This window comes from Paenibacillus sp. plas6, from assembly GCF_057221655.1.
The window spans coordinates 977631-1003371 of sequence record NZ_CM170151.1 but is presented as its reverse complement, the minus strand read 5'-3'; the positions used below and the strand labels follow the sequence as shown (position 1 = coordinate 1003371).

General features: G+C 37.5%; 25 protein-coding genes. 19 read left to right on the top strand and 6 right to left on the bottom strand.

What is annotated here, in order from left to right; all coding sequences use genetic code 11:
* Positions 1-310: 310 nt before the first annotated feature.
* From AC2TDL_RS04595 to AC2TDL_RS04575, 5 genes are all read left to right on the top strand, one after another.
* The gene (locus tag AC2TDL_RS04595; RefSeq protein WP_484699009.1) at positions 311-1264 is read left to right on the top strand and encodes an ABC transporter permease; all 954 of its coding nucleotides are present in this window, start codon (positions 311-313) and stop codon (positions 1262-1264) included.
* On the top strand, positions 1254-2195 hold the full coding sequence (locus tag AC2TDL_RS04590) for an iron chelate uptake ABC transporter family permease subunit (protein ID WP_484699008.1): 942 nt from the start codon (positions 1254-1256) through the stop codon (positions 2193-2195). Before AC2TDL_RS04595 ends, AC2TDL_RS04590 begins: the two co-directional genes overlap by 11 nt.
* A complete protein-coding gene (locus AC2TDL_RS04585) occupies positions 2192-2950 on the top strand; it encodes an iron ABC transporter ATP-binding protein (RefSeq protein WP_484699007.1) in 759 nt (252 codons plus the stop codon). The genes AC2TDL_RS04590 and AC2TDL_RS04585 overlap by 4 nt, the downstream gene beginning before the upstream one ends.
* Before the next feature lie 29 nt (positions 2951-2979).
* A complete protein-coding gene (locus tag AC2TDL_RS04580; protein ID WP_484699006.1) occupies positions 2980-3960 on the top strand; it encodes a siderophore ABC transporter substrate-binding protein in 981 nt (326 codons plus the stop codon).
* Between the two features lie 199 nt (positions 3961-4159).
* Positions 4160-5005 (top strand): YitT family protein, encoded by an 846-nt coding sequence (locus AC2TDL_RS04575; protein ID WP_484699005.1) that lies wholly within the window; start codon positions 4160-4162, stop codon positions 5003-5005.
* A 118-nt stretch (positions 5006-5123) separates the two neighbouring features.
* Here AC2TDL_RS04575 and AC2TDL_RS04570 read toward each other — a convergent pair whose 3' ends face one another.
* Positions 5124-6371 (bottom strand): SLC45 family MFS transporter, encoded by a 1248-nt coding sequence (locus AC2TDL_RS04570; RefSeq protein ID WP_484699004.1) that lies wholly within the window; start codon positions 6369-6371, stop codon positions 5124-5126.
* A gap of 4 nt (positions 6372-6375) precedes the next feature.
* The gene (locus AC2TDL_RS04565) at positions 6376-7107 is read right to left on the bottom strand and encodes a glycerophosphodiester phosphodiesterase (protein WP_484699003.1); all 732 of its coding nucleotides are present in this window, start codon (positions 7105-7107) and stop codon (positions 6376-6378) included.
* 126 nt (positions 7108-7233) lie between these two features.
* Between AC2TDL_RS04565 and AC2TDL_RS04560 the strand changes: the two genes are divergently transcribed.
* Complete coding sequence (locus AC2TDL_RS04560) at positions 7234-8049, top strand: DUF421 domain-containing protein (RefSeq protein WP_484699002.1); 816 nt, start codon at positions 7234-7236, stop codon at positions 8047-8049.
* A gap of 16 nt (positions 8050-8065) precedes the next feature.
* On the opposite strand, the gene AC2TDL_RS04555 is transcribed toward AC2TDL_RS04560, so the two are convergent.
* Complete coding sequence (locus AC2TDL_RS04555) at positions 8066-8836, bottom strand: YhcN/YlaJ family sporulation lipoprotein (protein WP_484699001.1); 771 nt, start codon at positions 8834-8836, stop codon at positions 8066-8068.
* Between the two features lie 661 nt (positions 8837-9497).
* Between AC2TDL_RS04555 and coxB the strand changes: the two genes are divergently transcribed.
* The 11 genes from coxB to AC2TDL_RS04500 all read left to right on the top strand — a co-directional run bounded on the left by coxB (position 9498) and on the right by AC2TDL_RS04500 (position 19483).
* Positions 9498-10550, top strand: coding sequence for a cytochrome c oxidase subunit II (coxB, locus tag AC2TDL_RS04550; protein ID WP_484699000.1), 1053 nt, complete (start codon positions 9498-9500; stop codon positions 10548-10550).
* A gap of 74 nt (positions 10551-10624) precedes the next feature.
* Positions 10625-12454, top strand: coding sequence for a cytochrome c oxidase subunit I (gene ctaD, locus AC2TDL_RS04545; protein ID WP_484701041.1), 1830 nt, complete (start codon positions 10625-10627; stop codon positions 12452-12454).
* The gene (locus tag AC2TDL_RS04540) at positions 12451-13068 is read left to right on the top strand and encodes a cytochrome (ubi)quinol oxidase subunit III (protein WP_484698999.1); all 618 of its coding nucleotides are present in this window, start codon (positions 12451-12453) and stop codon (positions 13066-13068) included. The genes ctaD and AC2TDL_RS04540 overlap by 4 nt, the downstream gene beginning before the upstream one ends.
* Before the next feature lie 4 nt (positions 13069-13072).
* Positions 13073-13399 carry a cytochrome C oxidase subunit IV family protein gene (locus AC2TDL_RS04535; protein WP_484698998.1) on the top strand — a complete coding sequence of 109 codons (327 nt, stop codon included), beginning with the start codon at positions 13073-13075 and terminating at the stop codon, positions 13397-13399.
* A gap of 121 nt (positions 13400-13520) precedes the next feature.
* Positions 13521-14435 carry a cytochrome c oxidase assembly factor CtaG gene (ctaG, locus tag AC2TDL_RS04530; RefSeq protein ID WP_484698997.1) on the top strand — a complete coding sequence of 305 codons (915 nt, stop codon included), beginning with the start codon at positions 13521-13523 and terminating at the stop codon, positions 14433-14435.
* Between the two features lie 48 nt (positions 14436-14483).
* On the top strand, positions 14484-14948 hold the full coding sequence (locus AC2TDL_RS04525) for a DUF420 domain-containing protein (RefSeq protein WP_484698996.1): 465 nt from the start codon (positions 14484-14486) through the stop codon (positions 14946-14948).
* Between the two features lie 239 nt (positions 14949-15187).
* Entirely contained in the window at positions 15188-15910 is a 723-nt protein-coding gene (locus AC2TDL_RS04520) for a hypothetical protein (protein ID WP_484698995.1), read from the top strand.
* 22 nt (positions 15911-15932) lie between these two features.
* Positions 15933-16319 carry a GntR family transcriptional regulator gene (locus AC2TDL_RS04515; RefSeq protein WP_484698994.1) on the top strand — a complete coding sequence of 129 codons (387 nt, stop codon included), beginning with the start codon at positions 15933-15935 and terminating at the stop codon, positions 16317-16319.
* A gap of 23 nt (positions 16320-16342) precedes the next feature.
* A complete protein-coding gene (locus AC2TDL_RS04510) occupies positions 16343-17248 on the top strand; it encodes an ABC transporter ATP-binding protein (RefSeq protein WP_484698993.1) in 906 nt (301 codons plus the stop codon).
* A 29-nt stretch (positions 17249-17277) separates the two neighbouring features.
* On the top strand, positions 17278-18180 hold the full coding sequence (locus AC2TDL_RS04505; RefSeq protein WP_484698992.1) for an ABC transporter ATP-binding protein: 903 nt from the start codon (positions 17278-17280) through the stop codon (positions 18178-18180).
* Positions 18140-19483: an ABC transporter permease gene (locus AC2TDL_RS04500; protein WP_484698991.1), complete on the top strand. Its 1344-nt coding sequence runs from the start codon at positions 18140-18142 to the stop codon at positions 19481-19483. Before AC2TDL_RS04505 ends, AC2TDL_RS04500 begins: the two co-directional genes overlap by 41 nt.
* A gap of 171 nt (positions 19484-19654) precedes the next feature.
* On the opposite strand, the gene AC2TDL_RS04495 is transcribed toward AC2TDL_RS04500, so the two are convergent.
* Positions 19655-20494 (bottom strand): YitT family protein, encoded by an 840-nt coding sequence (locus tag AC2TDL_RS04495; protein WP_484698990.1) that lies wholly within the window; start codon positions 20492-20494, stop codon positions 19655-19657.
* A 456-nt stretch (positions 20495-20950) separates the two neighbouring features.
* Here AC2TDL_RS04495 and AC2TDL_RS04490 point away from each other — a divergent pair, with 456 nt between their 5' ends.
* The gene (locus AC2TDL_RS04490) at positions 20951-21562 is read left to right on the top strand and encodes an SGNH/GDSL hydrolase family protein (RefSeq protein ID WP_484698989.1); all 612 of its coding nucleotides are present in this window, start codon (positions 20951-20953) and stop codon (positions 21560-21562) included.
* A gap of 259 nt (positions 21563-21821) precedes the next feature.
* Here the strand turns inward: AC2TDL_RS04490 and AC2TDL_RS04485 are convergent, their stop codons facing one another.
* The gene (locus AC2TDL_RS04485) at positions 21822-23261 is read right to left on the bottom strand and encodes an IS6 family transposase (RefSeq protein WP_484696056.1); all 1440 of its coding nucleotides are present in this window, start codon (positions 23259-23261) and stop codon (positions 21822-21824) included.
* Positions 23262-23435: 174 nt separating this feature from the next.
* Between AC2TDL_RS04485 and AC2TDL_RS04480 the strand changes: the two genes are divergently transcribed.
* Positions 23436-24239, top strand: coding sequence for a polysaccharide deacetylase family protein (locus AC2TDL_RS04480; protein ID WP_484698988.1), 804 nt, complete (start codon positions 23436-23438; stop codon positions 24237-24239).
* 88 nt (positions 24240-24327) lie between these two features.
* Here the strand turns inward: AC2TDL_RS04480 and AC2TDL_RS04475 are convergent.
* Positions 24328-25661 (bottom strand): IS3 family transposase gene (locus tag AC2TDL_RS04475; RefSeq protein WP_484696053.1). Its coding sequence is split into 2 segments (ribosomal slippage): positions 24328-25277 and positions 25277-25661, totalling 1335 coding nucleotides; the frame shifts between segments, so codons are not numbered across the junction.
* Between the last annotated feature and the right edge of the window lie 80 nt (positions 25662-25741).

The window sequence follows — 25741 nt, the reverse complement described above, 5'->3', positions numbered from 1 at the left end:
TTGTTTATATTTACCATTTATATATTACCATACTACCATACAAGTTAAAATGTGTGAATATTTTCGGAAAGCTGTTTCTAATAATACACCCTAGTGGAATTTATGATGTAATTTAAAATTATTGATGTAGTTTAAAATTATTATAGTTATTCATTATCTATTCATAAAGATAAATATGTTTATTAGTTTTTGCTTCATAAGGTTGACTTCATAAAGCAGCAATGTTAGTCTTGTTTTGCGAGAATGATTATCACTTACAGTGTTTAAGGGTTATTGTTCTTATGTATCAAATTAAGATAAGAGGGTCACTATGAAAGCTTGGCATCTAGTCGTTATACTGGTTATTTTATCTGTAACCTCTTTGTTTATTGGTGTAACGGACCTAACGATTTTTGATTTATTTTCGTTGTCAGAGCGGCAAGTTCAGGCTTTAACGCTTGCTCGTATTCCTAGGTTAATTAGCTTAATTATTGCAGGAGTAAGCATGAGTGTATCTGGTCTAATTATGCAGCAGTTAAGCCGTAACAAATTTGTTTCACCGACAACTGCTGGGACAGATGATTCTGCTAAGCTAGGGATACTTGTAGCGATGCTAATGTTTTCCTCCGCAACAACTATGGAAAAAATGCTCATTGCCTTTTTGTTTGCAATAGCTGGCACCGTGTTGTTTATGAAATTGCTTGATCGAATTAAGTTTAAGGATGCAATCTTTATTCCTCTTATTGGCTTAATGTTTGGGAATATAATTAATTCCTTGACGACATTTTTTGCTTATAAAAACGATCTCATTCAAAACGTATCGTCTTGGCTGCAAGGCAGCTTTGCAAGTGTAATAGCTGGACGATACGAATTAATTTATGTTAGTGTTCCTTTGCTCATTGTGGCATATTTGTATGCAAATAAATTTACAATTGCCGGCATGGGTGAGGAGTTTGCAGTTAATCTTGGCTTAAAACATAAACAAATTGTCAATTTGGGGCTAATTATTGTTGCATTGGTTTCAGTCGTTGTTATATTAACGGTTGGAGTTATTCCATTTCTAGGCTTAGTTGTACCGAATATCGTTTCATTGTATATGGGTGATAACTTGAAAAAATCACTTATTCATACAGCTTTACTTGGAGCAAACTTTTTGTTAGCTTGCGATATCCTCGGAAGAATCATTATCTATCCTTATGAAATACCGATTGCTTTAACGGTCGGGGTCATAGGTAGCATTATTTTTCTTTACTTGCTAATGAGGAGACGAGCATATGAAAGCTAAACTAACGGTACTAATCGTTGTGGCGATCGCTGTATGTGCAGCCTTTGTGTTTTTCGATCTGCCTAGCAATTGGGATTACGCCTTACCAAGACGATTAAAAAAGGTAGCTGCGATACTGTTAACAGGTGGGGCTATCGCCTATGCAACGTTAATTTTTCAGACAATGACAAATAATCGCATATTAACACCAAGCGTAATTGGACTAGATTCTGTATATATGCTGTTCCAGACGATGATCGTCTTTATATTTGGCTCAATGAGTTTACCAGCAGTAAATAAATATGTGAACTTCGCATTAACAACTATTTTAATGATGTTATTTGCGCTTGTATTATATCGTTTGTTGTTTAAACGTGAAGGGAAAAATTTATTTTTCTTACTGCTAGTTGGTCTTGTGATGGGAACATTGTTTGGTAGTGCAACGACCTTTATGCAGGTCCTAATAGACCCTAACGAATTTCTCTCGCTGCAAGGTAAGATGTTTGCCAGCTTCAATAATGTAAATTCAGATTTGCTGCTACTATCTGCAGTACTGATTGGGCTGATAGCTATTTATTCACTTCGCTATAACAAATATTTGGATGTGCTAGCGCTTGGACGTGAGCAGGCTGTTAATTTAGGTGTGCCATATCATAAAACGATTCAGCAAATGCTGCTTGTTGTTGCCTTATTAATTTCAATAAGCACAGCATTAGTTGGACCTGTTACGTTTTTAGGGTTGCTAGTAGTGAATTTGGCGTACCATTTCATTGGCACCTATCGCCATTCTTACTTAATTCCAGCATCGATTGGAATCAGTGTTATCGCACTCGTAGGCGGGCAACTGCTGGTTGAACGAGTGTTTTCGTTCAATACAACCGTTAGTGTACTTATTAACTTTATTGGTGGTCTTTATTTCATTTACTTGTTGCTAAAGGAGAGTCGAGCATGATTAAAGTAAAAAATGTAACGAAAGTTTATGGTGGCAAGCCTGTAGTTGACAATGTATCGTTGACGATTCCTGAGCGTAAGATCACTTCCTTTATCGGTCCTAACGGTGCAGGTAAAAGCACTCTGTTAGCAATTATGAGCAGACTTCTAGAAAAAAATTCTGGAACAGTTGAAATTGATGGCAAAGATATTTCTGCTTGGAATACAAGAGATTTAGCGCGCAAAATTTCTATTCTTAAGCAGTCAAATCATATAAATTTGCGATTAACCGTTCGTGAGCTAGTTAGCTTTGGACGCTTTCCTTATTCACAAGGGAAGTTAACGAAAGAAGATTGGAAATATGTTGATGAAGCAATTGCCTATATGGATTTAACAGATTTAAAAGATCGTTATCTTGATCAACTAAGTGGTGGTCAAAATCAACGTGCATTTATTGCGATGATTATTGCACAAAACACAGATGTAATTTTACTTGATGAGCCTCTTAATAATTTGGATATGAAGCATTCTGTACAAATTATGAAGGTGTTGAGACGACTAGTAGAGGAGTTAGGGAAAACGATTGTTATTGTTATTCATGACATTAACTTTGCTTCTTGTTACTCGGATAATATTGTTGCACTCAAAAACGGAGTAGTAGTTCATGAAGGTCCAACCGAGCAAATTATTGAGAGTGAAGTATTGGAAGGAATTTATGAGATGCCAATTCCAATTGAAGTCATCGATGGGAATCGAATAGGTGTTTACTTTAAATAAAAAGATTACAAAAGGATGGAGAACGAAAAATGAAAAAAAGTTTGTCAATGTTTATGATGCTTATTGCCATAGTTATGGTTATTTCAGCTTGCGGCAATAACGGAGCTAATAATGCTGCTAAAAATAATACAAACGAAGCTGGCAATGCGGTTGAAGAGAATGCTTCGACAACTATCACTGTAAAGCACCAACTTGGTGAAACTGAAGTTGCAGTAAATCCGCAAAAAGTTGTTGTTTTTGACATGGGTGCATTAGATACACTTGAGCGTCTTGGTGTAGAATCAGTTGTTGCAGTGCCACAAGATAGCTTGCCTTCTTACTTAGAAAAATACGCAGGCTCTGAATATGCTAATGCCGGCGGTTTAAAAGAGCCAGATTTCGAAGCAATCGATGCTGCTGAGCCAGACCTAATTATTATTTCAGGTCGTCAATCTGATGCTTATGAAGAACTTAATAAAATTGCACCAACAATTTACGTAGGTATAGATGCTGCAAATTATATGGAATCTTTTACTAGCAATGTTGAAACACTTGCAAAAATTTTCGGTAAAGAACAAGAAGCGGCTGCTGAGCTAGAAAAACTTAACACTCAAATTGATAATGTAAAAGCTGAGGTAGCTCAATCAGATGCAAGAGGTCTAATTATCCTTTCAAATGAAGGTAAACTAAGCGCATATGGTCCAGGTTCACGTTTTGGTTTAATCCATGATGTACTAGGTGTACCTGCTGCTGATGAAACGATTGAAGTTTCTACACATGGTGCAGAAGTTACATTTGAATATGTAGCTGAGAAAAATCCTGGTTACTTGTTTGTCATTGACCGTACAGCGGTTGTTGGCGGTGAAGGCAATGCAAATTCTTCGCTTGATAATGAGCTTGTAAAATCTACTGATGCTTATAAAAACGGTAAAATTATTTACCTTGATCCTGAATATTGGTATCTTTCTGGTGGCGGTCTAGTTTCTCTTGAAAAAATGGTTACAGAGATCGAAGCTGCAATAAAACAATAATTCCAATAAATGAACTTGAATGTCCAGAGTGTTAGCGTATCGCTAACGTTCTGGGCTTTTTATTTTACTAAGAGCTTATTGTTTCCAGAGCGTTTATTTGCTTTATCGCACCAAAAGGAATAGAATAGTACAGTGCTAAAATAAGATAATCTTTACATTGTGCATCTTGCTTTAAGCTTACATAAAGGAGAATTACTCGATGAATGTAGGAGAATTTTTAAAACGCTTTTTCTTTATTACTGTTGGAGCAATCATGATGGGGATCGCCCTAGAAAAGTTTCTCGTTCCTTATTCTATCATTGATGGTGGAATTGCAGGGATTTCAATAATGCTATCACATTTAAGCTCTGTCCCTCTGAGTGTACTGCTATTTTTAATTAATATTCCGTTTCTGATTATTGGTTATAAACAATTAGGAAAGGGATTTGCCTTTTCTACTTTATATGGGATTGCTATTATGTCGCTTACGACTGCGTTTTTACACCATTCCGGACCTTTTCCTGACGATAAACTGCTAGCTGTATTGTTTGGCGGTATTATTCTTGGGATGGGAGTAGGATTAGTCATTCGTTATGGCGGCTGTCTTGACGGAATAGAGGTTGTTTCCATTTTGATTTCTAAAAAAATGAAAGCCTCTGTAGGTACAATTATTATGGTATTTAACGTTGTTATATTTATTATTGCAGGCTTTGTATTTGAGTGGAGCTCGGCGATGTATTCCATGGTTACTTATTACTTAGCAAGTAAAGTGATTGATATTGTAGTTGAAGGGGTTAATGAGTCGAAATCTGTAACGATTATTTCTAAAAATTATGAAGAAATTTCTCGGGAAATAATCAACAATTTAGGACGTTCAACGACATTGATGCATGCAACGGGCGGCTATTCTGGTCGAGAGGTAAAAGTCATTTATTGTGTTGTATCTCGTATTGAATTATCGAAATTGAAGACTCTTGTGCAACAAAAGGATGCCGATGCTTTTATTGCTATCGAATCTGTTGCTGATGTTGTGGGCGGAAGCTTTTCGCGTCAAGGCTCACATTAACATCCGTGAATTATTTTATAAAGCTCATCTTTACGCTATCGACTTCTTTAAGCAAGATGCTGATAACAAAAGATGAGCTTTTTTATTGTGGAGTATATCGTGAACTGGAGCTATTTTCTTAAAATTGCTGCCTATTTTTCACAAGAAGCAGAAACGCTAAGGCGAGCACCATGCTTGCAGCAGCAACAAAGAATAAAGAAGTATATCCTAAAATATCGATAAACAAGCCCATTAATGGTGGAGAAGATAGTGCTGCTAAAGATGAGGCGATATAGTAAATTCCTGTTCGCGTTCCGATACTGCTTTGTTTGCCTAGCGATATAACAAATGGATAAGAGTTAATATTGATTAACGCCCAGCATATGCCGCCTATTAGCAGTAATGAACGTAATATGGTGATATTTGTAACGAAACCTAGCAAAGCAAAAATGATAATTAAGCCGCTCACGCCAAGCGAAATAATCCTCTTTTTACCTAATTTTGCTCCAAAATACCCAGCAGGAATTGCAAATGCAACAAAAGCAACTGAGAAAAAGGCAAGTGACATTGTTGCTTCTGAATCTGTAAAATTTAACTGTTCAGTTGCGTAGAGCGTAAATAAAGCTTCAATTCCTTGATATGCAAAAAACCAAAAATAAATTGCACCAAGCAGCATTATTGTAGGAAAGGACCATTCCATTAAATATGGTTTGAGTTCACGCTTTGCCGCTTTTAGCAGTGTATGTGCTCTGCCCCATACGCGTTGGGGAACTATTTCATTATTTTCTGATTCATTTGCTTGCTTTATTACAGGTTTATATTCGATTGCATCTCGACGCTCACGGATAAATACCATAAGCACACATAGACTGATTAGGGTTATAGCAGATGAGCTGAAAAATGGAAGTGCAATGTGTTGTTCGTAAAGCTTTGAGCCAACAGTGAAGGCAATAATTGAGCCAAGCCCGCCCATTAAGTTAATAATGCCGTTTGCTTGAGTTTGCCTATGAGGAGGAGTAATGTCTGGCATTAAAGCAACAGTTGGAGAGCGATATAAACTCATTGACAAGTTCATAAGCACCATAAATGTAATGAGCAATGAATAACTAGTATGTAATGGAATTAATGCACCAAACAGTGCTGCAAGCGGCATCCCAATCAATAAATACGGCATGCGCTTGCCCCATTTTGTATCTGTCTTATCGCTAAGACGACCGACAATTGGCTGTAAAAAAAGACCGAAGTAATTATCTAGTGTCATCATAAAACCAATAATTGCTGCACTATCTAGATACTTTTTTAGGAACAGTGGAACGTAAGCATTATATAGTGCCCATACTAGACTGATACTAAAAAAACCGAAGCCTAACAGCCAAGTTTTTTTCATTCTATCATTCCTTTCCGTTAATGATAGCATGTAGCCGATCTGGGTAGTCGGTAATTATACCTGCAACTCCAGCAGCGATCAGTCTTTTCATCTCTTGAGGTTCATTTACAGTCCATACATTAAAAATTACATTCTTTGCTTTCGCTTCTTCAACAAACTGAGCATTAACTGCATAGTTTGGCGCATGCAGGGCACAAGCTCCAAGGGAAATTGCATAATCCCAAGGGCGATAAAGTCCCTCTGTATACAAAACGCCAGTTGCGACAGCTGGATTAAGCATATGGCATTGTACTAAAGAATAATGATTAAAGCTTGAAATAATACAATCTTTTTCAAAGTCATACTCTGCAAGCTTGTCTAGAATTTTCTTTTCAATATCGGGATACTCAACAATACCGGATTTAATTTCGAGATTCAATTTGATTGAGTTGCTTTTAGCTAGTTGTAGTAATTCATCTAACGTCGGGATACGTTCTCCAGCAAATTTAGGATCAAACCATGATCCGCAATCAAGCTCGCGCAGTTCAGCTAATGTCAAATCTTTAACTAGTTTGTCTACACCAGTTGTTCTAAGCAAGTTTTCATCATGAATAAGCACAAGTTCACCGTCTGAGGACATCTGTACATCAGTTTCAATTCCTGTAGCGCCCATCTGAATTGCATGCTGGAACGCTGCCATTGTATTTTCTGGGAAATATCCACTTGCTCCACGATGTGCATAGTTTACGATCATCATCCAAAACTCTCCCTTATTATGAAATTATGGCAACTAAGCTGATCGTATCATATCTGATTGCAGTAGCATAGTGTTATTTTTATATGAATTAATGGCAAGGCTAGAAGGTGGAGGGAGGCTTTGAAAATGACTGATGCTGTATTATCTATATCAGGCAGAACATTAATTGCAATCGCTGCGATGTATTTTTTGACCAAATTGTTAGGTAAAAGGCAGCTATCTGAAATATCACTGTTTGGTTACATTTCGGGAATCAGTATAGGTAACGTTGCTGCATTTATTGCATTAGAAGAGAATGAATATTGGTATTTAGGCATAATCGTACTTGGCATATGGGTACTTGTTACAGTTGGATTAGAGCGACTAACATTAAAGAGCAAAACATTAAGGGGATATATTGATAGTGAACGAAGATTGCTAATTCATAAAGGTGTTGTGCTTAAAGATGCGATGGCTAAGGAAAATTTAACAGTAGAAGAGTTATTGGAGCAATTGCGGGATAAAAATGTGTTTCGTATTGCAGATGTTGAAAATGCTTCAATCGAGGCAAATGGTCAAGTTAGTGTGTTGCTTAAAACGGAATATATGCCTATAACACCTGCAATGCTTGGTATTTCTTTACCACGCGAGTTAGAGCCGGTAACGTTAATCATTGATGGTTCAGCTGAGTTGCAAAAACTGACAGAAAGCGGAGTAGATTTGAACTGGCTGGAAAAGCAAATAGCAAAAAAGAATCTTAAAGTAGAGGATGTTTTTATTGCACAATATGTACCGGATAAAGAGCTTTGTATACATACATTAGATTACCGCACAATCGTTATAAATTTGCAGGAAGAAAGTCAGCAAAGTCAACAGCTTAATGAGAATCAACTCGCACAAATAAAAAATAGTCTGCTGCAAGCTATTGCTTTGCTTGAGCAGCAGACGAAAAAAAGTTCTTAAGGAAAGAATTGGCTTGTTATTCGCTGCGATAATACTTAAGTGAATTCGGCATTATTTTACCATTAAAAAATTGATGATCGATTAAGATTTGAAACTGCTCCTTATATGGCTCGAGTGAATCTCCGCCCCATACGACCTGAGCAAATTCATCCATATAGTACATAAAATCTTTGTTCGCGGAAAGATAAACATTTTTAATGGAGGGTTGTTTAGCTTTCACTGCATCTTCCACTGTTTCGACAAAACGGTCAGACAGTTGCGAGTTGTCGTTAACCGTTATATAGTAGCGAAACGGATTATTGTGGATTGAAGGTTCATTGGTTAAAGGTGTTTTATCATCTGTATCTCCTGGACGAGGCTTATCATTCAGTAATTTGCTATCCTCCATACGGGTACGAGCATCCTCACGTTCGCTATAGGCCTTTGATTTAAAGAAACCTTGTCCTGTATTATCTAGAACGACGGATATATAAGCATTTTCACCGACGGTAAAAACTCGTGCATCGGCAACACCTGGAATGGAGCTAACGAGTTTGGCTAGCTCATAGCTATAAGTTATTTCTTTTGGAGCTGATGGCAGAGGTGAAGCGAGCTGTGCATCTAAAATTTTCATTCTGTCATTATCAGAAGAAGACTGATTTGACCTTTTAGCATGATAATTGCCATGATCAGAACTTTTTAATGGCACTGAATAGCGCTCTAGTTCCTCGCTGCAACCAGTGCTTAGAAGAAGCACAGTAAGCATTATTGCAGTAATGATTAATTTTGGCTTAAGATAGTTCATCATAAATTACACTCCTTAATCCTTTGCGTTATCGGGAGGGTTCGGTAATTCGTTCACTAATCATGCTCTGATTTTTCAGTCTAAAATATGCATGGTAATGAATACATAAGGAAGGACACATTTTGCCAAACTATGAGAAGATAGGACTGAAGGCTAAACAATTGAATAGAAAATTCGTTTATTGGCAGAGAAATGCAAAAGGCAGCATAATAAGATTTAACTAAATCAAAGAAAATTGTTTCTTTTAAATGAAACAATAACAGTAAACCGAGGCTATAAATTTCATCTAAATCACTCTTTTTTAAGCCGAGTGCGGAGAAATTTCTAATTTGTTCCTTAAAGTGGATCAATTTAGCTTAAAAAGCTTTAAAGTGGGAGGAATTGATCGCAAACGGCAAGTATTTACCAATTAAAGGAAAATAAAGCTCTAAAAATGAAGAAATGGCATATGAAAATTCATTAGCGTCATATGACACCATTTATTCGAATTTGACAGCTTTGAGAACAATTTGTGAACTTCCTGTGGAACATTGACAAAAGGTTGCCACAACTTTATATTTAATTAAGTGATTTGATGCAGGATTTGTAAATCATCTTGGTTCACGCAGCGGACTTGGCCACAATAAGGACGCTGTGAAAACGTCAAAAGTGGGGTTGATTATTAATGAAACGGTGGCAATTTGTGAAACGCCTTGCGCCTTTGATGGCTCTTCTGGTGCTAGTGCTGTCAGCTTGCGGTCGAGAAGATTTGTCAGCGCTTAATCCTCAAGGCCCTGTGGCGGAAGCACAACTTGACTTGATGAAAATCTCTATTTTAATCATGTCAATTGTTGTGGTAGTTGTGTTTGCGATTTCAATTTTCGTATTGATCAAATTCCGCAGACGCAAAGGGGATAACAAAATTCCTAAGCAAGTAGAAGGAAGTCATACGCTAGAAGTAATCTGGACATTAATCCCGATCGTATTGCTAATTATTCTAGCGATTCCAACTTTGAAAACGGTATTTTCGTTATCAAAGGATTACACTAATGATCCAAATGCATTACAAGTTATTGTTACATCGCATCAATACTGGTGGGAGTTTGAATATCCTGATTTAGGGATTAAAACAGCTCAAGAACTGGTAGTTCCAACTGACAAGGTTATTTCTATTCAAGCAAAAACAGCCGACGTGCTTCACTCATTCTGGATACCTGCACTTGCAGGTAAAATTGATACAAATCCTGACGGTAATGTTAACTATATGTACTTTGAAGCGCCTAAGGCGGGCGTTTATCAAGGTAAATGTGCGGAGCTATGTGGACCTTCGCATGGTTTGATGGACTTCAAGGTTAAAGCGGTAGAGCCGTCTTCATTCGATCGTTGGGTAGTCGCAATGACGGACACAGTAGAGCTTCCTAGTGATCCGGAATTGGCGAAAACTTTTGAAGCCCAATGCTTATCTTGCCACGCTGTTGGTGAATATGGCGGTAGCGCTTTCCCTAACTTGACAGGGATCGCTTCACGCGAAAGCATTGCAGGTATTTTAATTAACGTTGAAGAAGGCGAAAAACAGTATAAGCATGAGGATACAGTGTATAACAACCTGTACAAATGGATTAGCGATCCAGAGTCTGTTAAACCAGGCAACCACATGACAGGTGGTTATACATTGACAGATGAAGAGGTTAAAGGTATTGCTGAATACTTATCTACGTTAACGCTTGATTATGAATAAACTCAAACAACGGTGAAGTGAAGGAGGTAGCTACCTTGGCACATGCTCATGCGGTTAAACGTCGTACAGGTATTATGGATTGGCTAACGACGGTTGACCATAAGAAAATTGGTATTTTGTATATGCTAACGGGAGGATTGTTCTTCCTAATTGGTGGCATTGAGGCGATTTTGATTCGCTTGCAGCTTATGTATCCACAATCACACGTTGTATCAGCGCAAACCTACAACGAACTGATTACGATGCATGGTACAACAATGATTTTCTTGGCAGCAATGCCGATCCTGTTTGGATTTATGAATGCAGTCATCCCATTGCAAATCGGAGCTCGTGACGTTGCCTATCCATTTGTCAACGCACTAGGTTTTTGGACATTTTTCTTTGGTGGCTTGCTGTTAAACATAAGCTTTTTTACGGGCACAATTCCAGACGCAGGATGGACAATGTACGCTCCATTGTCTGGTAATACACATACAACTCATTTTGGTACAGATTATTACGTAATCGGTCTACAAATCTCAGGTATCGGTACGCTAATAGGGGGGATTAACTTCCTTGTTACGATTATTAATATGCGTGCACCTGGTATGACCTTTATGCGTATGCCAATGTTTACATGGGCAACGTTTATTACATCAGCGCTAATTTTGTTTGCTTTCCCTGCTTTAACAGTTGGTTTAGCAGCTTTGATGTTTGACCGCTTATTCAGTGGTAATTTCTTTAACCCAGATGCTGGCGGTAACGTCGTGCTTTGGGAGCATGTATTCTGGATTTTTGGTCACCCAGAGGTTTACATTCTTATTCTTCCTGCTTTCGGTATAATTTCAGAAGTAGTAAGTACATTTGCACGTAAACGTCTTTTCGGTTACAGCTCAATGGTATTTGCTACAATTCTAATTGGTTTCTTAGGCTTCATGGTATGGGCTCACCATATGTTTACAACAGGTTTAGGTCCTATTGCGAATGCCTTGTTCTCAGTAGCAACGATGCTTATCGCTGTTCCAACGGGGATTAAAATCTTTAACTGGTTATTTACTCTTTGGGGCGGATCGATTCGCTTCTCAGTTGCTAGCTTATTTGCAATTGGTTTTATCCCGACATTCGTTATGGGTGGGGTTACAGGGGTAATGTTATCTGTATCACCAGCCGACTATCAATATCACGATTCATATTTCGTAGTAGCGCATTTCCACTACGTTATTGTCGGTGGTTTGATTAATGGTATTTTTGCAGGTATGCATTATTGGTGGCCTAAAATGTTTGGACGTATGCTTAGCGAAAAGCTTGGTTATTGGACGTTCTGGACATTCTATATCGGCTTCCATCTAACCTTCTTCGTCCAACACTTCCTAGGATTGATGGGTATGCCTCGTCGTATCTGGCAATACCTTGATGGTATGGGCTTGAACGGCTTGAACTTTATTAGTACAATCGGTGCGCTGTTAATGGGTGTAGGTACAATCTTATTCCTAACGAATGTTGTGCTTACAAGCCTTAAGCCAAAAACAGCTACGAACGATCCATGGGAAGATGGACGTACATTGGAGTGGACAATTCCTTCTCCAGCACCAGAATACAACTTTGCCCAAACTCCACTTGTTCGTGCATATGATGCATGGTGGCATGAAAAAATGGAAGGTAATACAAGAATGACTCCTGTAGAGCCAATCGGTCCAATCCATATGCCGTCTCCAAGCATATTGCCGTTCTTTATGGGACTAGGCTTATTCATTGCAGGTTTTGGTTTCATGTATGCAAGAGAATTCGGAGCAGTCAGCCTTGTAATCGGTATTGCTGGTTTAGCAATTACATTCCTTTGTATGGCACTTCGCTCTTGGATTGATGATCATGGCTACCATATCGAAGAAGAAGAAATTCTTAAAGATCAGGGGGTTAAGGCATGAGTTCACATTCACATGTAGAAGGTCAATTACCACATGAACCAGAACGTGCTACCCTTGAGGGACGTAATAAGATTACTGGTTTCTGGTTATTCCTTGGCGGCGAAACAGTATTGTTTGGTACGTTGTTTGCAGCATTTTTAACATTGCGCAATCAAGTTGCAGATGGACCAACCTCAAATGAATTGTTTGAGTTTCTTGTTGTAGCGATAGCAACAGTACTTCTACTTACTTCAAGCTTAACGAGCGTAATGGCATTACAAGCTATGCACAAGCATAATGTAAAAGCGCTGTTAGCTTGGCTAATTGTTACGTTTGTTTTAGGTGCTGGGTTTTTAGGACTTGAAATTTATGAGTTTACTCACTATGTACATGAAGGACTTTCATTTAGTACGAGCGCATTCTCTACTTCCTTCTATACATTAGTAGGCTTCCACGGTGCACACGTTGCTTTCGGTTTGCTTTGGTCTATTTTAATCATGCTTCAGCTTTCTGGGCGTGGTTTGAATTTAACGACAGCACCGAAGGTGTATCTGTTTGGAATGTATTGGCACTTTATCGACGTAGTATGGGTGTTTATCTTTACAGTTGTTTACTTGATGGGAAAGGTGGGTTAATAATATGGCAGCAGTTAACGGACAAAACTCTACAGAACGTTCTGACGTTAAAACAACTAGACCGGAAGGGTCGAAAAAGCATATCATTGCTTATGTATTCTCCATGTTATTAACATTTATTTCTTTCGCTATCGTAATGGCTGGCGAGATTAACCTTGATTTTGTATACATCATGCTTGTTGTTCTAGCGATTCTTCAAGTGTTTGTGCAAATGGCTTTTTGGATGCATATGAAGGATAAAGGGCATGGCTTTGCGATAATAGCGATAATATCTGGGGTAGTAGTAGTGTTTACTTGTATTATTATGGCTCTGTATTGGACGCACTGGTAATACATGCTTAATTAACATTGGGGAGTCCTAAATGGCTCCCCTTATTCTATATGAGCAGAGCAATCATGCTGATTAAGTTGCTAACAATCGTAATATGGATGCATAAGAAAGGAGTTACACCATGTTAGGCTTGCAATATTTTTCATTTGAAGCAGTATGGAGTCCAATGTTTTTATTTGCAATGATTTTTATTGTCATTGGCTATTTATATATTGTTGGTCCTTGGCGTGAAAAGCACTTCCCTAATGAGCAACGAGTATCTTTAGGCAAAAAGCTGTTGTTTATTTTCGCTGTCGCTATTTTTTATGCAGCATTTGAGGGACCTCTTAGTCTGCTGGGACATATTATGTTTTCTTTCCATATGACTAATATGGCTTTGCTATATTTAATAGCCCCTCCGATGGTGCTTGCATCGGTTCCGGCTTTTGTTTGGAAAAGAGCATTTTCGGCAGCTTTTTGGAGCAAGCTTAAATTTCTTATGCATCCCATCGTTACGTTGATTCTATTTAATATGATGTTTTCGGTGTACCATATTCCTGTAGTTCACGATTATGTCATGACCAATTTTGCTATTCATCGTTTATACTATGTATTGTTATTAGCTGCTGCGTTTATGATGTGGTGGAATGTAATTACACCAATTGAACAAGCTAAGAAACTGACTCCTGTGATGAAAATGGCTTATATTTTTGCTAATGGAGTATTACTAACACCAGCGTGTGCGTTAATTATATTTTCAGGTGAGCCGCTTTATGGAATTTACAACGATCCTGTAGTTTGGGTTAAAGCTATGGGCTATTGTATATCTGGCGATACTAGTTATTTATTACAAGAATACGGAGGACCACAATTTTTCACCTCCTTTACCGTGCTTGAGGATCAACAGGCTGGCGGGATTATTATGAAGTTGCTGCAAGAGTTCACATATGGGGTCATACTTGTAAAAGTATTTCGCGAGTGGTTTTCTCGTGAACATAAGCAGAAAGAGATTGACGAGAAGCTGCTTCGTGACGCCCTAGCAATTGAACATAAATAAGCTGTCAAACTTATACCAACCTTGATTGTAGGAGGAGATAGAAGAAATATGAGCGAATTTGAAATCTTGCCAGCGATTAGCACTTTTTTTATTGCCCTTAGTGCAACGCTTGTTGCAGTTGGCTGGCGACAAATCATTAAAAAGAAGCGTGATGCTCATCAGAAAACGATGCTATGGGCAGCGATAACCGCGATTATTTTCTTTCTCATTTATGCTTCACGTACAATATTTGTAGGAAATACAACTTGGGGCGGGCCTGAAGGGTTAAAAAGCATTTATTTAATTTTTTTATTTTTTCATATTATATTGGCAACTGTTGCCGCAGTTTTTGGGATTACAACGTTGGTGCTCGGTTATCGCCAAAAATTTAATAAGCACCGCAAATTAGGTCGCGTAACTGCTATAGTTTGGTTTATTACAGCAATAACAGGGATTACCGTCTACATACTGTTATATCTTTTATATCCAGGTGGACATACAGAGCCATTTATTGATGCTTTATTTAGACAATAATAGAAGAAGTTATAACTAAAAAGGTTAGCTGTTTCCGTAAGGAGGGAGCTAGCCTTTTTGTTGTTTTTAGACTAGCTATATTGGGATGAGTACGAAATTTTTTCCAAATTCATATTGACAGTGAAAACTACTGTGTATATACTGTGTATATAGATATACACAGTATATACAGTATGTACACCTTGCTGATTTAAATATAGTAGATGTTTTTGTTACAGAATGAAGGGTGGAGTGAAAAAATGAGCTATTGGCAAGCTGTAAGTTACTTAATATTGAATGAAATTCGCAATGCAAAATGGAAAAACTTAGCGATGTTTATTATAATTGCTTATTCAATTATCTTTACCCATTCAGAGTATGAAGCATTTATTACAAAAACAGAGGAAGTTTCTTTGTTTATGTTAGATTTCATTAGTTTGGTAATGTTTTCAGTAACAGGACTTTGTGTCAGTTCGCTTTATGGATTTGGATTAAAAAGAGATTTAATTTCGGACCGACTGCAATATTGGCGCACGTTACCCATCAAAATTGACCAAATCGTTTGGGCAAGATTAATGCTAACAACCATAACCAGTTTAATATCTGTTATTATCTTTTATTTTATTACGGGTTTAATAATGGTTAAATACGATGAAATCGAAATGAATTTGCTGGCATTTATTTTGCATGGATTATCGTTTTATGCAGTGACTTACCTTTTAAACATCATGTATTTATTTGTTGAAATGTGCAAGTCATATAAAATATATATTTTGTATTGCTGGATAAAGCCATTTGTGATAATCGCAATTGTAACGGGATATACTGTTTTATTTAAGTTTTCCTTTATAGAAAAGCTATATGAAGAAGTTCAGAAAGCTCCATGGACGATTGGTATTGCAAGTGTTGTGATGATCGTTGCAACATTCTTTCTGGCATATATACTGATTGATAAAAAATTAAGAGAACGAAATATACTGTAAGAGATAAAGCAGGTGATAAAGAATGAGGCTACCGATCGACATAAACGAGCAAAGTGCAGAGCCACTGTATTATCAAATTGAAGTTCAGCTTCGCTCACTCATCATTAGTGGGACATTACAAGCTGGTACATTGCTGCCTTCGATCCGAGAACTCGCCTCACAGCTTAAATGCAGTGTCATCACCATTAAGCGTGTGTATAGTGATTTAGAAAATGAAGGGTTATTAAGAACAAGGCAAGGAACTGGTACCTATGTGTCGCATGTAGAGGATGAGTCGAGAGAAGAACATCGTCTAGGAGTAGTGATAGAAGCTATTGATCAATTGTTGGAGGCAGCCAAGCGAGTTCAATGTGATAAGCAGAAGCTTGAGCAGTTAATCCAAGAAAAGCTTAAGAATTATGACAAATGAGGTTGGAGAGGAGAAGAAAATAGATGGAAGAACCAGCTATCGTGCTTAACGATGTGACGCTAGCAAGAGAACACTTTACATTAGGACCGCTGAATTTGTCTATTCCTACAGGGTATGTAACTGCTATTGTTGGGCCGAATGGCTCTGGAAAAAGCACACTGTTTCAGATGATTATGAATACGATTAAGCCTCAGCAAGGGAATATTCAAGTGCTTAATCATCAACTTAGTCAGCAAAATGATGATGAGCTAAAACAGCAAATTGGCTACCTGCAAGAAGATGCAACGGTTTTCGATCGGCATTTGAAGGGCTATCAAAAAGCGAGATTTCATGGGAAATGGTATCGCAATTGGAATAACGATACTTATCAGCGGCTACTCTCAAATTTAGAAACAAGAGATGATTTACCACTGAAAAAAATGTCTAAAGGAACACGCCGCAAGTTTGATTTATCGTTAGCAATGGCTCATCATCCGAAGCTTTTAATGCTAGATGAGCCATCCTCTGGGCTTGATCCAATAGCTTGGAAAACAATGATTGAAGTATTACATCAGTATATGGAGAATGAACAACATACTATATTAATTGCTACTCATATTATTGATGAAGTAAAACGTTTAGCCGATTATATCGTATTTTTAGTAGATGGTCAGTTAATAGGAACGTATGAAAAAGATGAACTGCTGCAAAGCTGGTCAACGTTTTTTATCGAAGTCTCAGCCGAGCAAGCCTTTTCTATTACTGATTTACCAGGTTATTGCGAACATAAGCTTGTCAGCAATGGATTCTATGAGGTCATTAGCTCCAAAGCATTTGAAGCAGAAAGCTGGTTAAAACAACAGCCAGTTGTCGTTCATAGCAATAAGCTTTTGGAGCTTGATGAAATATTATTTCAGCATGTTAAGAAAGTCAGAAATTTTGCGAAGTAGTTATTAATTATGATAAAGGTGGGAGAGTTGTGAAACCGTTAGTAGTTAACAATGTGGTGAAGCATTATGCAGATAAAACTGCAGTAAGTGGAGTACAGTTTGAAGTGGACAAAGGTGAAATCTATGGTTTGCTTGGCGCCAACGGTGCAGGAAAAACAACAACTATGCGAATGATTCTTGGACTGATTTATCCTGACCAAGGCGAAATTAAATATAATGGCAAAGCATATAGCAATGAGCTGCTGAAAAATATCGGTTACTTGCCAGAGGAACGCGGCTTGTATCCAAAAATAAAGGTTTGCGATCAACTTATTTACTTAGCTCAGCTTAAAGGAATGTCTGCTAAGGAGGCTGACCGCAGCTTAAAATACTGGCTTGAGCGTTTCGAGGTGCCAGAAAACTACAATAAGCGTGTTGAAGAGCTATCCAAAGGGAATCAGCAAAAAATCCAATTTATTTCAGCAATTATTCATAATCCACAATTTATTATTATGGACGAAGCGTTTAGCGGACTTGATCCAGTAAATGTTGAACTATTAAAAGAAACTGTGAAAGAGCTGCGAGATAAAGGTGCCAGCATTGTGTTCTCTACGCATCGTATGGAGCATGTAGAAGAGCTTTGCCGTAACATTACGATATTGCATCGCTCAAAAGAAGTGTTAAAAGGCAGTGTTAAAGAAATTAAAAAGCAATTTCCAAAAGAAAAAGTGTTTCTGCAAACAAAGAGTGAAGTAACAGGGTTAGAAAGCATTTCTGGCGTTAAAGAGATTCATCGTCATGAAAATGGTCTTGAAATTATTATCGCTGATGAAAATGTAGCGCCAAAAATATTGTCACATGCGATGACGCAAAGTGAGATTGAGCATTTTCAAGTGAAGGAACCTACATTAAATGAAATCTTTATTAGATCGGTTGGTGAACGTAATGAATAATTTCGGTACAGTTGTTCGCTTTACAGTTTTGAATAAGCTTAAAACGAAGTCATTTATTATTAGCACACTTGTGTTTATGCTTATTATTTCTGTTGTAGTAAACATTCCTTATATCATTTCAAAGTTTCAAGATGATGGGGATGGAATGAAAATAATAGGTTATGTACAGGCTGAAAATTCACTTGGCAGTGCAACAGCTCAGCAGCTTCAGCAATATTTTGCAGCGATTGAAGGAAGCACACTTCAATTTAAAGCTTATCCTAGCACAGGTGATGCGACTGCAGATGAAAATGTATTAAGAAAAGCATTAAGTAATGGCGAGCTAAATAGTTACTTAGAGTTTGGCGATGTCACAGATAGCGGTTTTCCAAGCATCACAGTAAAAAGTGAAAAGCTGCTAGATCATTCAGTTGCTTCACAACTTGAATCAGTATTAGAGATTATTCGTCAAAATAATATACTAGCGAACGCTGGCTTAACTGAAGCACAGCTAAAGCAACTACAAGCTCCTATTTTGGTTGAATCTGTGCAAATTAAAAGCTCTGTAGCAGCAGGGGATGAGGCTGAAGCAAAATCTGCGGCAGAGCAAGGCGTAAATATGGGAATTGTTTACTTCCTAATTATCTTCTTGTTTATGGCTGTTATGATTTCTGGTCAGTTAATTGCTTCTGAGGTAACAGCTGAAAAAAGCTCTCGCGTTATGGAAGTATTAATTACTAGCGTGTCTCCGTTAACAAGCATGTTTGGTAAAATCATGGGGATGTTTTTGATCGTCATTATTCAGCTTGCTGCATATATCGGAATTGCACTTGTAAATATTGCTTTACCGCATAATGCAGATTTGCTAGAAAGCTTTAATATTGATTTATCTAGTATTGACCCAATGGTTCTTATCTTTGCAGTTCTCTACTTCTTGCTAGGTTTCTTCTTATTTGCAACATTATATGCTGCCCTAGGCTCTATCGTAAGCAGAACAGAGGATCTTGGTTCGGCAGTAATGCCAATGACGTTTATTTCCTTGGCGGGCTTCTACATTGCAATATTTAGCATTTCTACACCTGATAGCATGCTAGTTAAAGTTTGCAGCTATATTCCGTTATTCTCACCATTTGTAATGATGCTGCGTGTTGGATTAACGAATATTGCAACTTGGGAAGTACTCATTTCATTAGGAATTCTGCTTGTATCCATTTATATAGCCGTTTATATATCTGCAAAAATCTATCGTACCGGTGTACTAATGTATGGTAAACGCCCAAGCTTCAAAGAGCTGCGCAAAGCAATGAAAGCTTATAAAATCTAAATAGCTTATAAGAAGTTAGAACCTTAATGACCAATTTCTATGGTGCATTAAGGTTCTTTTGTTATTACAACCGGATAAAGAGCTTTTCATACATGCAAAAAGCACCGAAAGCCAGTGATTATCATTTGCTATTCGGTGCTTTTTGCTTAAATATTACTCGTTCATATGAAATTAGTGAATATCATGTTTCTTAAATGAACCGCCTTTAACTTCAGCGACATCAGTAAAGGTATAGAAAGCAGATTTATCAAAATCATTGATAATATCTTTAATTTTACTTTCTTCTAAGCGAGTAATAACGCATGTAACGGAAGTTAGCTTATCGCCAGAAAATCCACCTGTTACCTCAGATAATGTAACTGAGCGGCCTAAACGATCTCGAATAGCTTCCACCAATTCTTCATGATTTTTAGTAATAATCGTAACTGTAACGCTTGAGCTAAGACCTACTTCAACTAATTCAATAACTGTTTTTGCAACATAATATGCTATCCCTGATAACAAAGCACCCTTAAGACCAAATACAGTGGATACTATTGCAAAGACAATCACATTCAGAGCAAGGATAATATCACCTGTGCTAAATGGCAGTCTTTTCGACAATAAAACTGCTAACATATCAATACCATCCAATGCGCCACCATTACGCAAAGCTAATCCCATACCAAATCCGATGATAATACCACCAAATACGGTAACAAGCAAAGAATCACCAGAAATTAATGTAGGAATATGATGCATGACCATAGCACCAATGGAAAGAGAGGCGATACCAATAAATGATTTAATACAGAAGGTTTTACCAATTTGCTTATATCCTAAAAATAGGAATGGAATATTGAATATCACTAAAAATAAGGAAAGCGGAAGATTAAAAAGTTGTGAACCGACGATTCCTAAACCGGTTACTCCACCATCTGATACGTGATTGGGAATGAGGACAGCTTCAAGTCCGTAAGCTGCTATAATACCTCCAAGAATGACTCCAATATAACTTAGAATTTTCTTCATACATTTAGTTCCTTTCCTATCTGTCTAAGCATTCATATTTGCACAAATTGTATGGTGCTTATGATTCATAAGTTTAGCTCTAACTACTATTGTAACATAAAAATAAATTCAAATGCTATTGTTTTCATTGTTATTTGTTTATACTAACTGACTTATTTTTGGGCAGAGTTAGATGAACTGATTCGAATAGTTTTGCGATTTTATTTCAATATATAATTAACAATGCTTAATTAAAGTGTAGAGGCTTTAATGAGAGATACTACTCAATTAAAGCAACGTATATTACAATAAATTAACGAAAGATATTTTCATTAGGATTAAGCAGCAGGATCTGTAATAAGCAAGTACAAAATTTGCAATTATTTTGAAAAACTCGCAAAAAAATAAGACGATTATGACTTCATCTTAAGGTAAAGTATTAATTGTTAGTCTGTTGATTTGAGGAGCTACTATAAAATGAGAAGCTTGTTTTTTCTTGGGGACAGTATTTCTATTCAATATGGACCGTATGTAAAAAACATGACAAGCGGTACTTTTACATATGATCGTAAACGAGGGGAAGCTGAGGCTTTAGTTGATTTAGATAAGCCAGTTGGTGCGAACGGCGGAGACAGCAGCATGGTTCTCTCTTATTTGATGGAGGAGAAAAGCAAAGGTATAAAATATGACGTGCTGCTAGTTAATTGTGGACTGCATGATATAAGAACAGATTCACATTCGATGCAAAAGCAAATCCCAATTGAGCAATATCGGCAAAATCTTGAAAAAATCGTTGCCTTAGCACAAGAAATGTCACGTACATTCATATGGATTCGCACAACAGATGTAGTAGAGGAAATACATAATCGAGATAGCTCAGCTCCTTTTTTAAGATTTCATAACGATGTTGTAGCATATAATGCTTGTGCAGATGAGATTATGGCTATGCATCATATTCCAGTCATTGATTTGTATACATTCACTTGCACATTCGGTAAAGAGGCCTATTTTGACCATGTACATTATCATGAGGAAATAAGAAAGCTGCAGGCAGCCTACATTGTAGGATACTTAAATAGTATTTTTTAAAATGGTAGTGTCAAAAGTTCTATGAAAACTCAATAGGTGTTCGGGTCGTCTCCCATTTGTTGGGTGGAAAGGCCACGCAATCGCTCTTGACAAACACGCCAATGGTTTGACTCTACTTTAACAAGGGCGACGGGGACAAAAAGAAGGCATGCTAAATAGCCCTTGGTTTTTCCATTTTAAACCATTGGCTAGTTCGGTTTGTCAAGAGTTCGCTCCGCCGATTGCTCGTTTTTACTTCGGGCTCTGCTAAACCAAAAAGTTAGGCTGGTTGTTGTTCGTTAATCCATTGTTGTGCTAAAGCGATCAGTTTAGTCCATCTCGCAGGCATATTCGGGAGCTGCAGTAACTCTGGATTAAGCACTGGCACCTTACCTTCTAATGCAGAATGAGGCCTTAAAAAGTTAAAGTAAGCTACAAACAGGGTCACAAAAGAAACAGATCCTTGTTCGGATCCAAACCCGTGTGTTGAACGATAATTGCCTTTAAATGTGCGATTTAGTCTTTCGATAACTTGTTTGAGATGCCTATACTCCGTTGACACAGGATCTTCATTGGTAAGTCCAATAACCTGCTTGATGTCGAACTGAATATCGTGTTGAGCGAAAAAGTGCTGAGCTAAGAGATAAATCGGATTGCCATCCACCACAAATGTAAGATCTTTAGGAATCTCTTTCAGTTTCATTAAGACATCATCAATGGCACGGATTGCTGACACTGTATCCCGATTTGGCGATACTGGGTAAGACAAAATAATCTTTTTTACCGCATCAAAGAAGAAAAACAAGTAATGCCAACGCCCATTCACCTTGATGTAGGTTTCGTCTCCACAGAACTGGTCAGAAAGTTCGTAGGGATAATAATCTACGTAAGGCTTAAGTATTAGGGCAACTGCATTCTCATAATTTAAAATACTTTGATGCGATATGCTTACCCCATGTACATCTTTCATGAGTGCAGCTGTTTTACGGGCCGAAAGTCCATAGTTGACATGATAGGTTAAAATGAGCCCCAAAGTATGTGGCGACGCATACAGCCTGGATAAATCAACCTTGGGCTTTTTGGGGGAAGACTTAGACAATGGCTGAAAATCGATGTGAAACTGCCGGAAAATGTATCTTAACTTAAAGGATTGAGGATCTTTTTTAAACTGTCTCTTCTCTTTCGAAGACATACCATTTAGTTTCTTTTGGTAATAGGGACAATCATTATTTTTACACTTGAACACGTTAAAGTCTTTTCGCTCTTTGATTTTTTCAAGAGTCTTAGAACAATGAGGACACTTTAAAATGGCCTCTTTCAAATAGCGGCTCTTATCATTAAACAGACAGGAACATACCTTACATTGATACTGTCCTTTGCCCCCATTATTGGCATAAAGATAATCCGATGGAGCACCACACTTCGGACAGTTCATAGATTTAGGTACAGTCGTCTTTGCATTCAAACGCCTTTGAACAGGCTTTAGATGTTTACCGTTTTTCTCTAGGTATTCTGTTAGAAGGATTCGATAATCAAGCTTCTGAAGAGTTTCGTTGATCGGAAGATCATCCACCTGAAGCTTACGATATGGTTTATTGATTGGCTCTTCTTTAGGTTTATCAAACATGTTTTTACCGATAAGAAGAGTAAGTAAAGTTTTAATAATTTGATCTTGGTACTTGATAAATTCAAGTAAATAGGTTAATAATTGAGGATACAAACTTGTCACTTCCTAGTTGTTTGGGATTAAGTGTTCGGTGTGGTAACCTTACTTTTAACCTAAAACTATGGGGGTGGCAAGTTTTTTGCTTTCCGAGACTTATATATCAAGGAAAACCCTCAATTATATATATAAAGTTTTTACAATACGTTTAAAATGGTGGGGGTTAAGATAATGAACATTTTATTCAATCGTTTTCCAGGTGGCTTAACGAAGGGAGTTACGTTAAGCTTTGATGATGGCAGGGAATTTGATCGCAAATTAGTCGAATTGCTTAATGGATACGGGCTGAAGGGTACATTTCATTTGAATAGTGGTAATTTCGACAAAGATGGCTACATTGAAGCTAGTGAGGTAGCAACATTGTATCAGGGACACGAGGTGTCTATTCATACAACACATCATCCGTTTCTTGAGCAGTCTCCGCAGGAGCAGGTCATATATCAAGTCGTACAGGATCGCCAAGCGCTAGAATCGCTTGTGCGCTATCCAATTCGAGGGATGAGTTATCCATATGGTACATACAATACAAGTGTAATTCAGCAACTTCAAGCACTTGGCATTGAGTATGCTCGCACTGTAGCGAGTCATGGACAATTTCATATGCCACAAAACTGGTTGGAGTGGCATCCCACTTGTCATCATAAGCAAATGGTGGAGTATGCTGAAAAGTTTCTGGAGTTCACTTATCGCAAAACGCAAATGGCGCTTTTATATGTATGGGGTCATAGCTTTGAATTTGATCATGACAATAACTGGGAGCTTGTGCAGCAATTCGGAGAAAAAATTGCAGGGCGCAATGATATATGGTATGCGACTAATGCAGAAATCGTTGCTTATATGAAGGCTTTACAATCATTACGCTTTACAATGGATTGCAGTGTGATTTACAATCCAACAGCGTTAGATGTATGGATAAGTGTAGATAACGAGCCACTAGAGATTAAAGCAGGCTGCACAGTGGATTTATTCGCTTAATACTAAACAATCGAAAATTTTAGCTTGAATAAAAGAGGCTGGGACGTAAGCTAAAATGTACCCTCTGTAAAGGACAATTATTAAAAGGTTAGACGACTTGTTCTAGCTGCTGTCTGTATTTTGCAGGCGGCAGCTTTTTTAAATTCCACTGACCACGATAGTAATTGTAATAGATCATATAGTCCTTAATTTCTTGTTTAACCTCGTCTAACGTTTCACAATGACTAATCCTTGTTTCATCTTTGAGATGTCCAAAGAAGGATTCTTGTGGGGCATTATCCCAACAATTCCCTCTACGTGACATCGATTGACCTAACTTCATTTTCTTTACCAACTTTTGAAATTTAGGATGCGTATAGTGCATACCTTGATCGGAATGAATAAAAGCATCTTTGGTTAAATGACGATGTTTTAACTTCAGTTTTTGGAGCGTGTTGATTGCAATATCTAAAGTGATTTTATCGGATACTTCATAGGCTAAAATTTCATTTGTTACAGCATCTTTTATGGTAGACAAATAGGCACGTTTTCCGTATTTGTACGTTAAATAGGTAATGTCCGTTAATAATACTTTTCCTGCTACCCCTTGCTTAAAATGACGTTGTAGCAGGTTTGGACATGTTCGATGTTCCTTTGTTGCTTTCGCCATTCTTCGATATGGATTAGCCTTTCGAATCGGACATATGATTGAAAATTTTTTCATAATACGACGAATTCGTTTTAAGTTAAATATAATCTGATATTGATTTTCTAACGTCATTTTAATTTGACGTGCCCCTTTGTTTCGATTGCGGAAACGATAGGCTTTTAGAATGATCGCTTTCAATTTCATATCGGCTTCCTCACGTTTTCTCCGATTGCGTACTGCCTCTTCTTTGAAATAACCATAATAACCTGAACGTGATACGCCTGTGAGTTTACAAAGATAGCTAGCAAGTCGTTTTAATTGATATTTCTCAATAATCTGATGAATGAGTTGAAATTTTTGACTGGTACTTAATAGGATTTCTTTTTCATCATCTGCCTTTCTAGTTGATCGAGCTTTTTTAATAGTTCATTCTCTGCTTGTACTAATTTCATCTTCGCCTCTAAACGTGCATATTTCTCTTCGATGCTTAACTCACGCTCTAATGGACGACCAGAACTATATTTACGTGTATCCTCTAATCCTGCTACTCCGTTATCCTTATAAGCTGCACGCCAACGACTAGAGGCCTTCCAGATACGTGTCATCCCTAACACTTCTGCATCAAACCCAGCTTCTTCAAAAATTTGAGAGGGGAGTTTCCCTTGCTCATACTCGTGAATAAATAACTGCTTAAATGCGTCCGTATACGTAATTGCTTTTTCGCTAACTCTTTTTACATAAGGATTTTGTCTTAATTGTTCCTGTTGTTTTCTTGTAAATAATTGTTTGCTCATATTCATCGGCTCCGATTGTTGTTTTGTTCATTATAATCAAAAAAAGACCCAATAAGATAACCTTTTTCAAGTGTCCATCT

Coding starts and splice junctions, on each gene's coding strand:
- AC2TDL_RS04595 (WP_484699009.1), top strand. CDS start 311: ATGAAAGCTTGGCATCTAGTCGTTATACTGGTTATTTTATCTGTAACC.
- AC2TDL_RS04590 (WP_484699008.1), top strand. CDS start 1,254: ATGAAAGCTAAACTAACGGTACTAATCGTTGTGGCGATCGCTGTATGT.
- AC2TDL_RS04585 (WP_484699007.1), top strand. CDS start 2,192: ATGATTAAAGTAAAAAATGTAACGAAAGTTTATGGTGGCAAGCCTGTA.
- AC2TDL_RS04580 (WP_484699006.1), top strand. CDS start 2,980: ATGAAAAAAAGTTTGTCAATGTTTATGATGCTTATTGCCATAGTTATG.
- AC2TDL_RS04575 (WP_484699005.1), top strand. CDS start 4,160: ATGAATGTAGGAGAATTTTTAAAACGCTTTTTCTTTATTACTGTTGGA.
- AC2TDL_RS04570 (WP_484699004.1), bottom strand. CDS start 6,371: ATGAAAAAAACTTGGCTGTTAGGCTTCGGTTTTTTTAGTATCAGTCTA.
- AC2TDL_RS04565 (WP_484699003.1), bottom strand. CDS start 7,107: ATGATGATCGTAAACTATGCACATCGTGGAGCAAGTGGATATTTCCCA.
- AC2TDL_RS04560 (WP_484699002.1), top strand. CDS start 7,234: ATGACTGATGCTGTATTATCTATATCAGGCAGAACATTAATTGCAATC.
- AC2TDL_RS04555 (WP_484699001.1), bottom strand. CDS start 8,836: ATGATGAACTATCTTAAGCCAAAATTAATCATTACTGCAATAATGCTT.
- coxB (WP_484699000.1), top strand. CDS start 9,498: ATGAAACGGTGGCAATTTGTGAAACGCCTTGCGCCTTTGATGGCTCTT.
- ctaD (WP_484701041.1), top strand. CDS start 10,625: ATGGATTGGCTAACGACGGTTGACCATAAGAAAATTGGTATTTTGTAT.
- AC2TDL_RS04540 (WP_484698999.1), top strand. CDS start 12,451: ATGAGTTCACATTCACATGTAGAAGGTCAATTACCACATGAACCAGAA.
- AC2TDL_RS04535 (WP_484698998.1), top strand. CDS start 13,073: ATGGCAGCAGTTAACGGACAAAACTCTACAGAACGTTCTGACGTTAAA.
- ctaG (WP_484698997.1), top strand. CDS start 13,521: ATGTTAGGCTTGCAATATTTTTCATTTGAAGCAGTATGGAGTCCAATG.
- AC2TDL_RS04525 (WP_484698996.1), top strand. CDS start 14,484: ATGAGCGAATTTGAAATCTTGCCAGCGATTAGCACTTTTTTTATTGCC.
- AC2TDL_RS04520 (WP_484698995.1), top strand. CDS start 15,188: ATGAGCTATTGGCAAGCTGTAAGTTACTTAATATTGAATGAAATTCGC.
- AC2TDL_RS04515 (WP_484698994.1), top strand. CDS start 15,933: ATGAGGCTACCGATCGACATAAACGAGCAAAGTGCAGAGCCACTGTAT.
- AC2TDL_RS04510 (WP_484698993.1), top strand. CDS start 16,343: ATGGAAGAACCAGCTATCGTGCTTAACGATGTGACGCTAGCAAGAGAA.
- AC2TDL_RS04500 (WP_484698991.1), top strand. CDS start 18,140: ATGAAATCTTTATTAGATCGGTTGGTGAACGTAATGAATAATTTCGGT.
- AC2TDL_RS04495 (WP_484698990.1), bottom strand. CDS start 20,494: ATGAAGAAAATTCTAAGTTATATTGGAGTCATTCTTGGAGGTATTATA.
- AC2TDL_RS04490 (WP_484698989.1), top strand. CDS start 20,951: ATGAGAAGCTTGTTTTTTCTTGGGGACAGTATTTCTATTCAATATGGA.
- AC2TDL_RS04480 (WP_484698988.1), top strand. CDS start 23,436: ATGAACATTTTATTCAATCGTTTTCCAGGTGGCTTAACGAAGGGAGTT.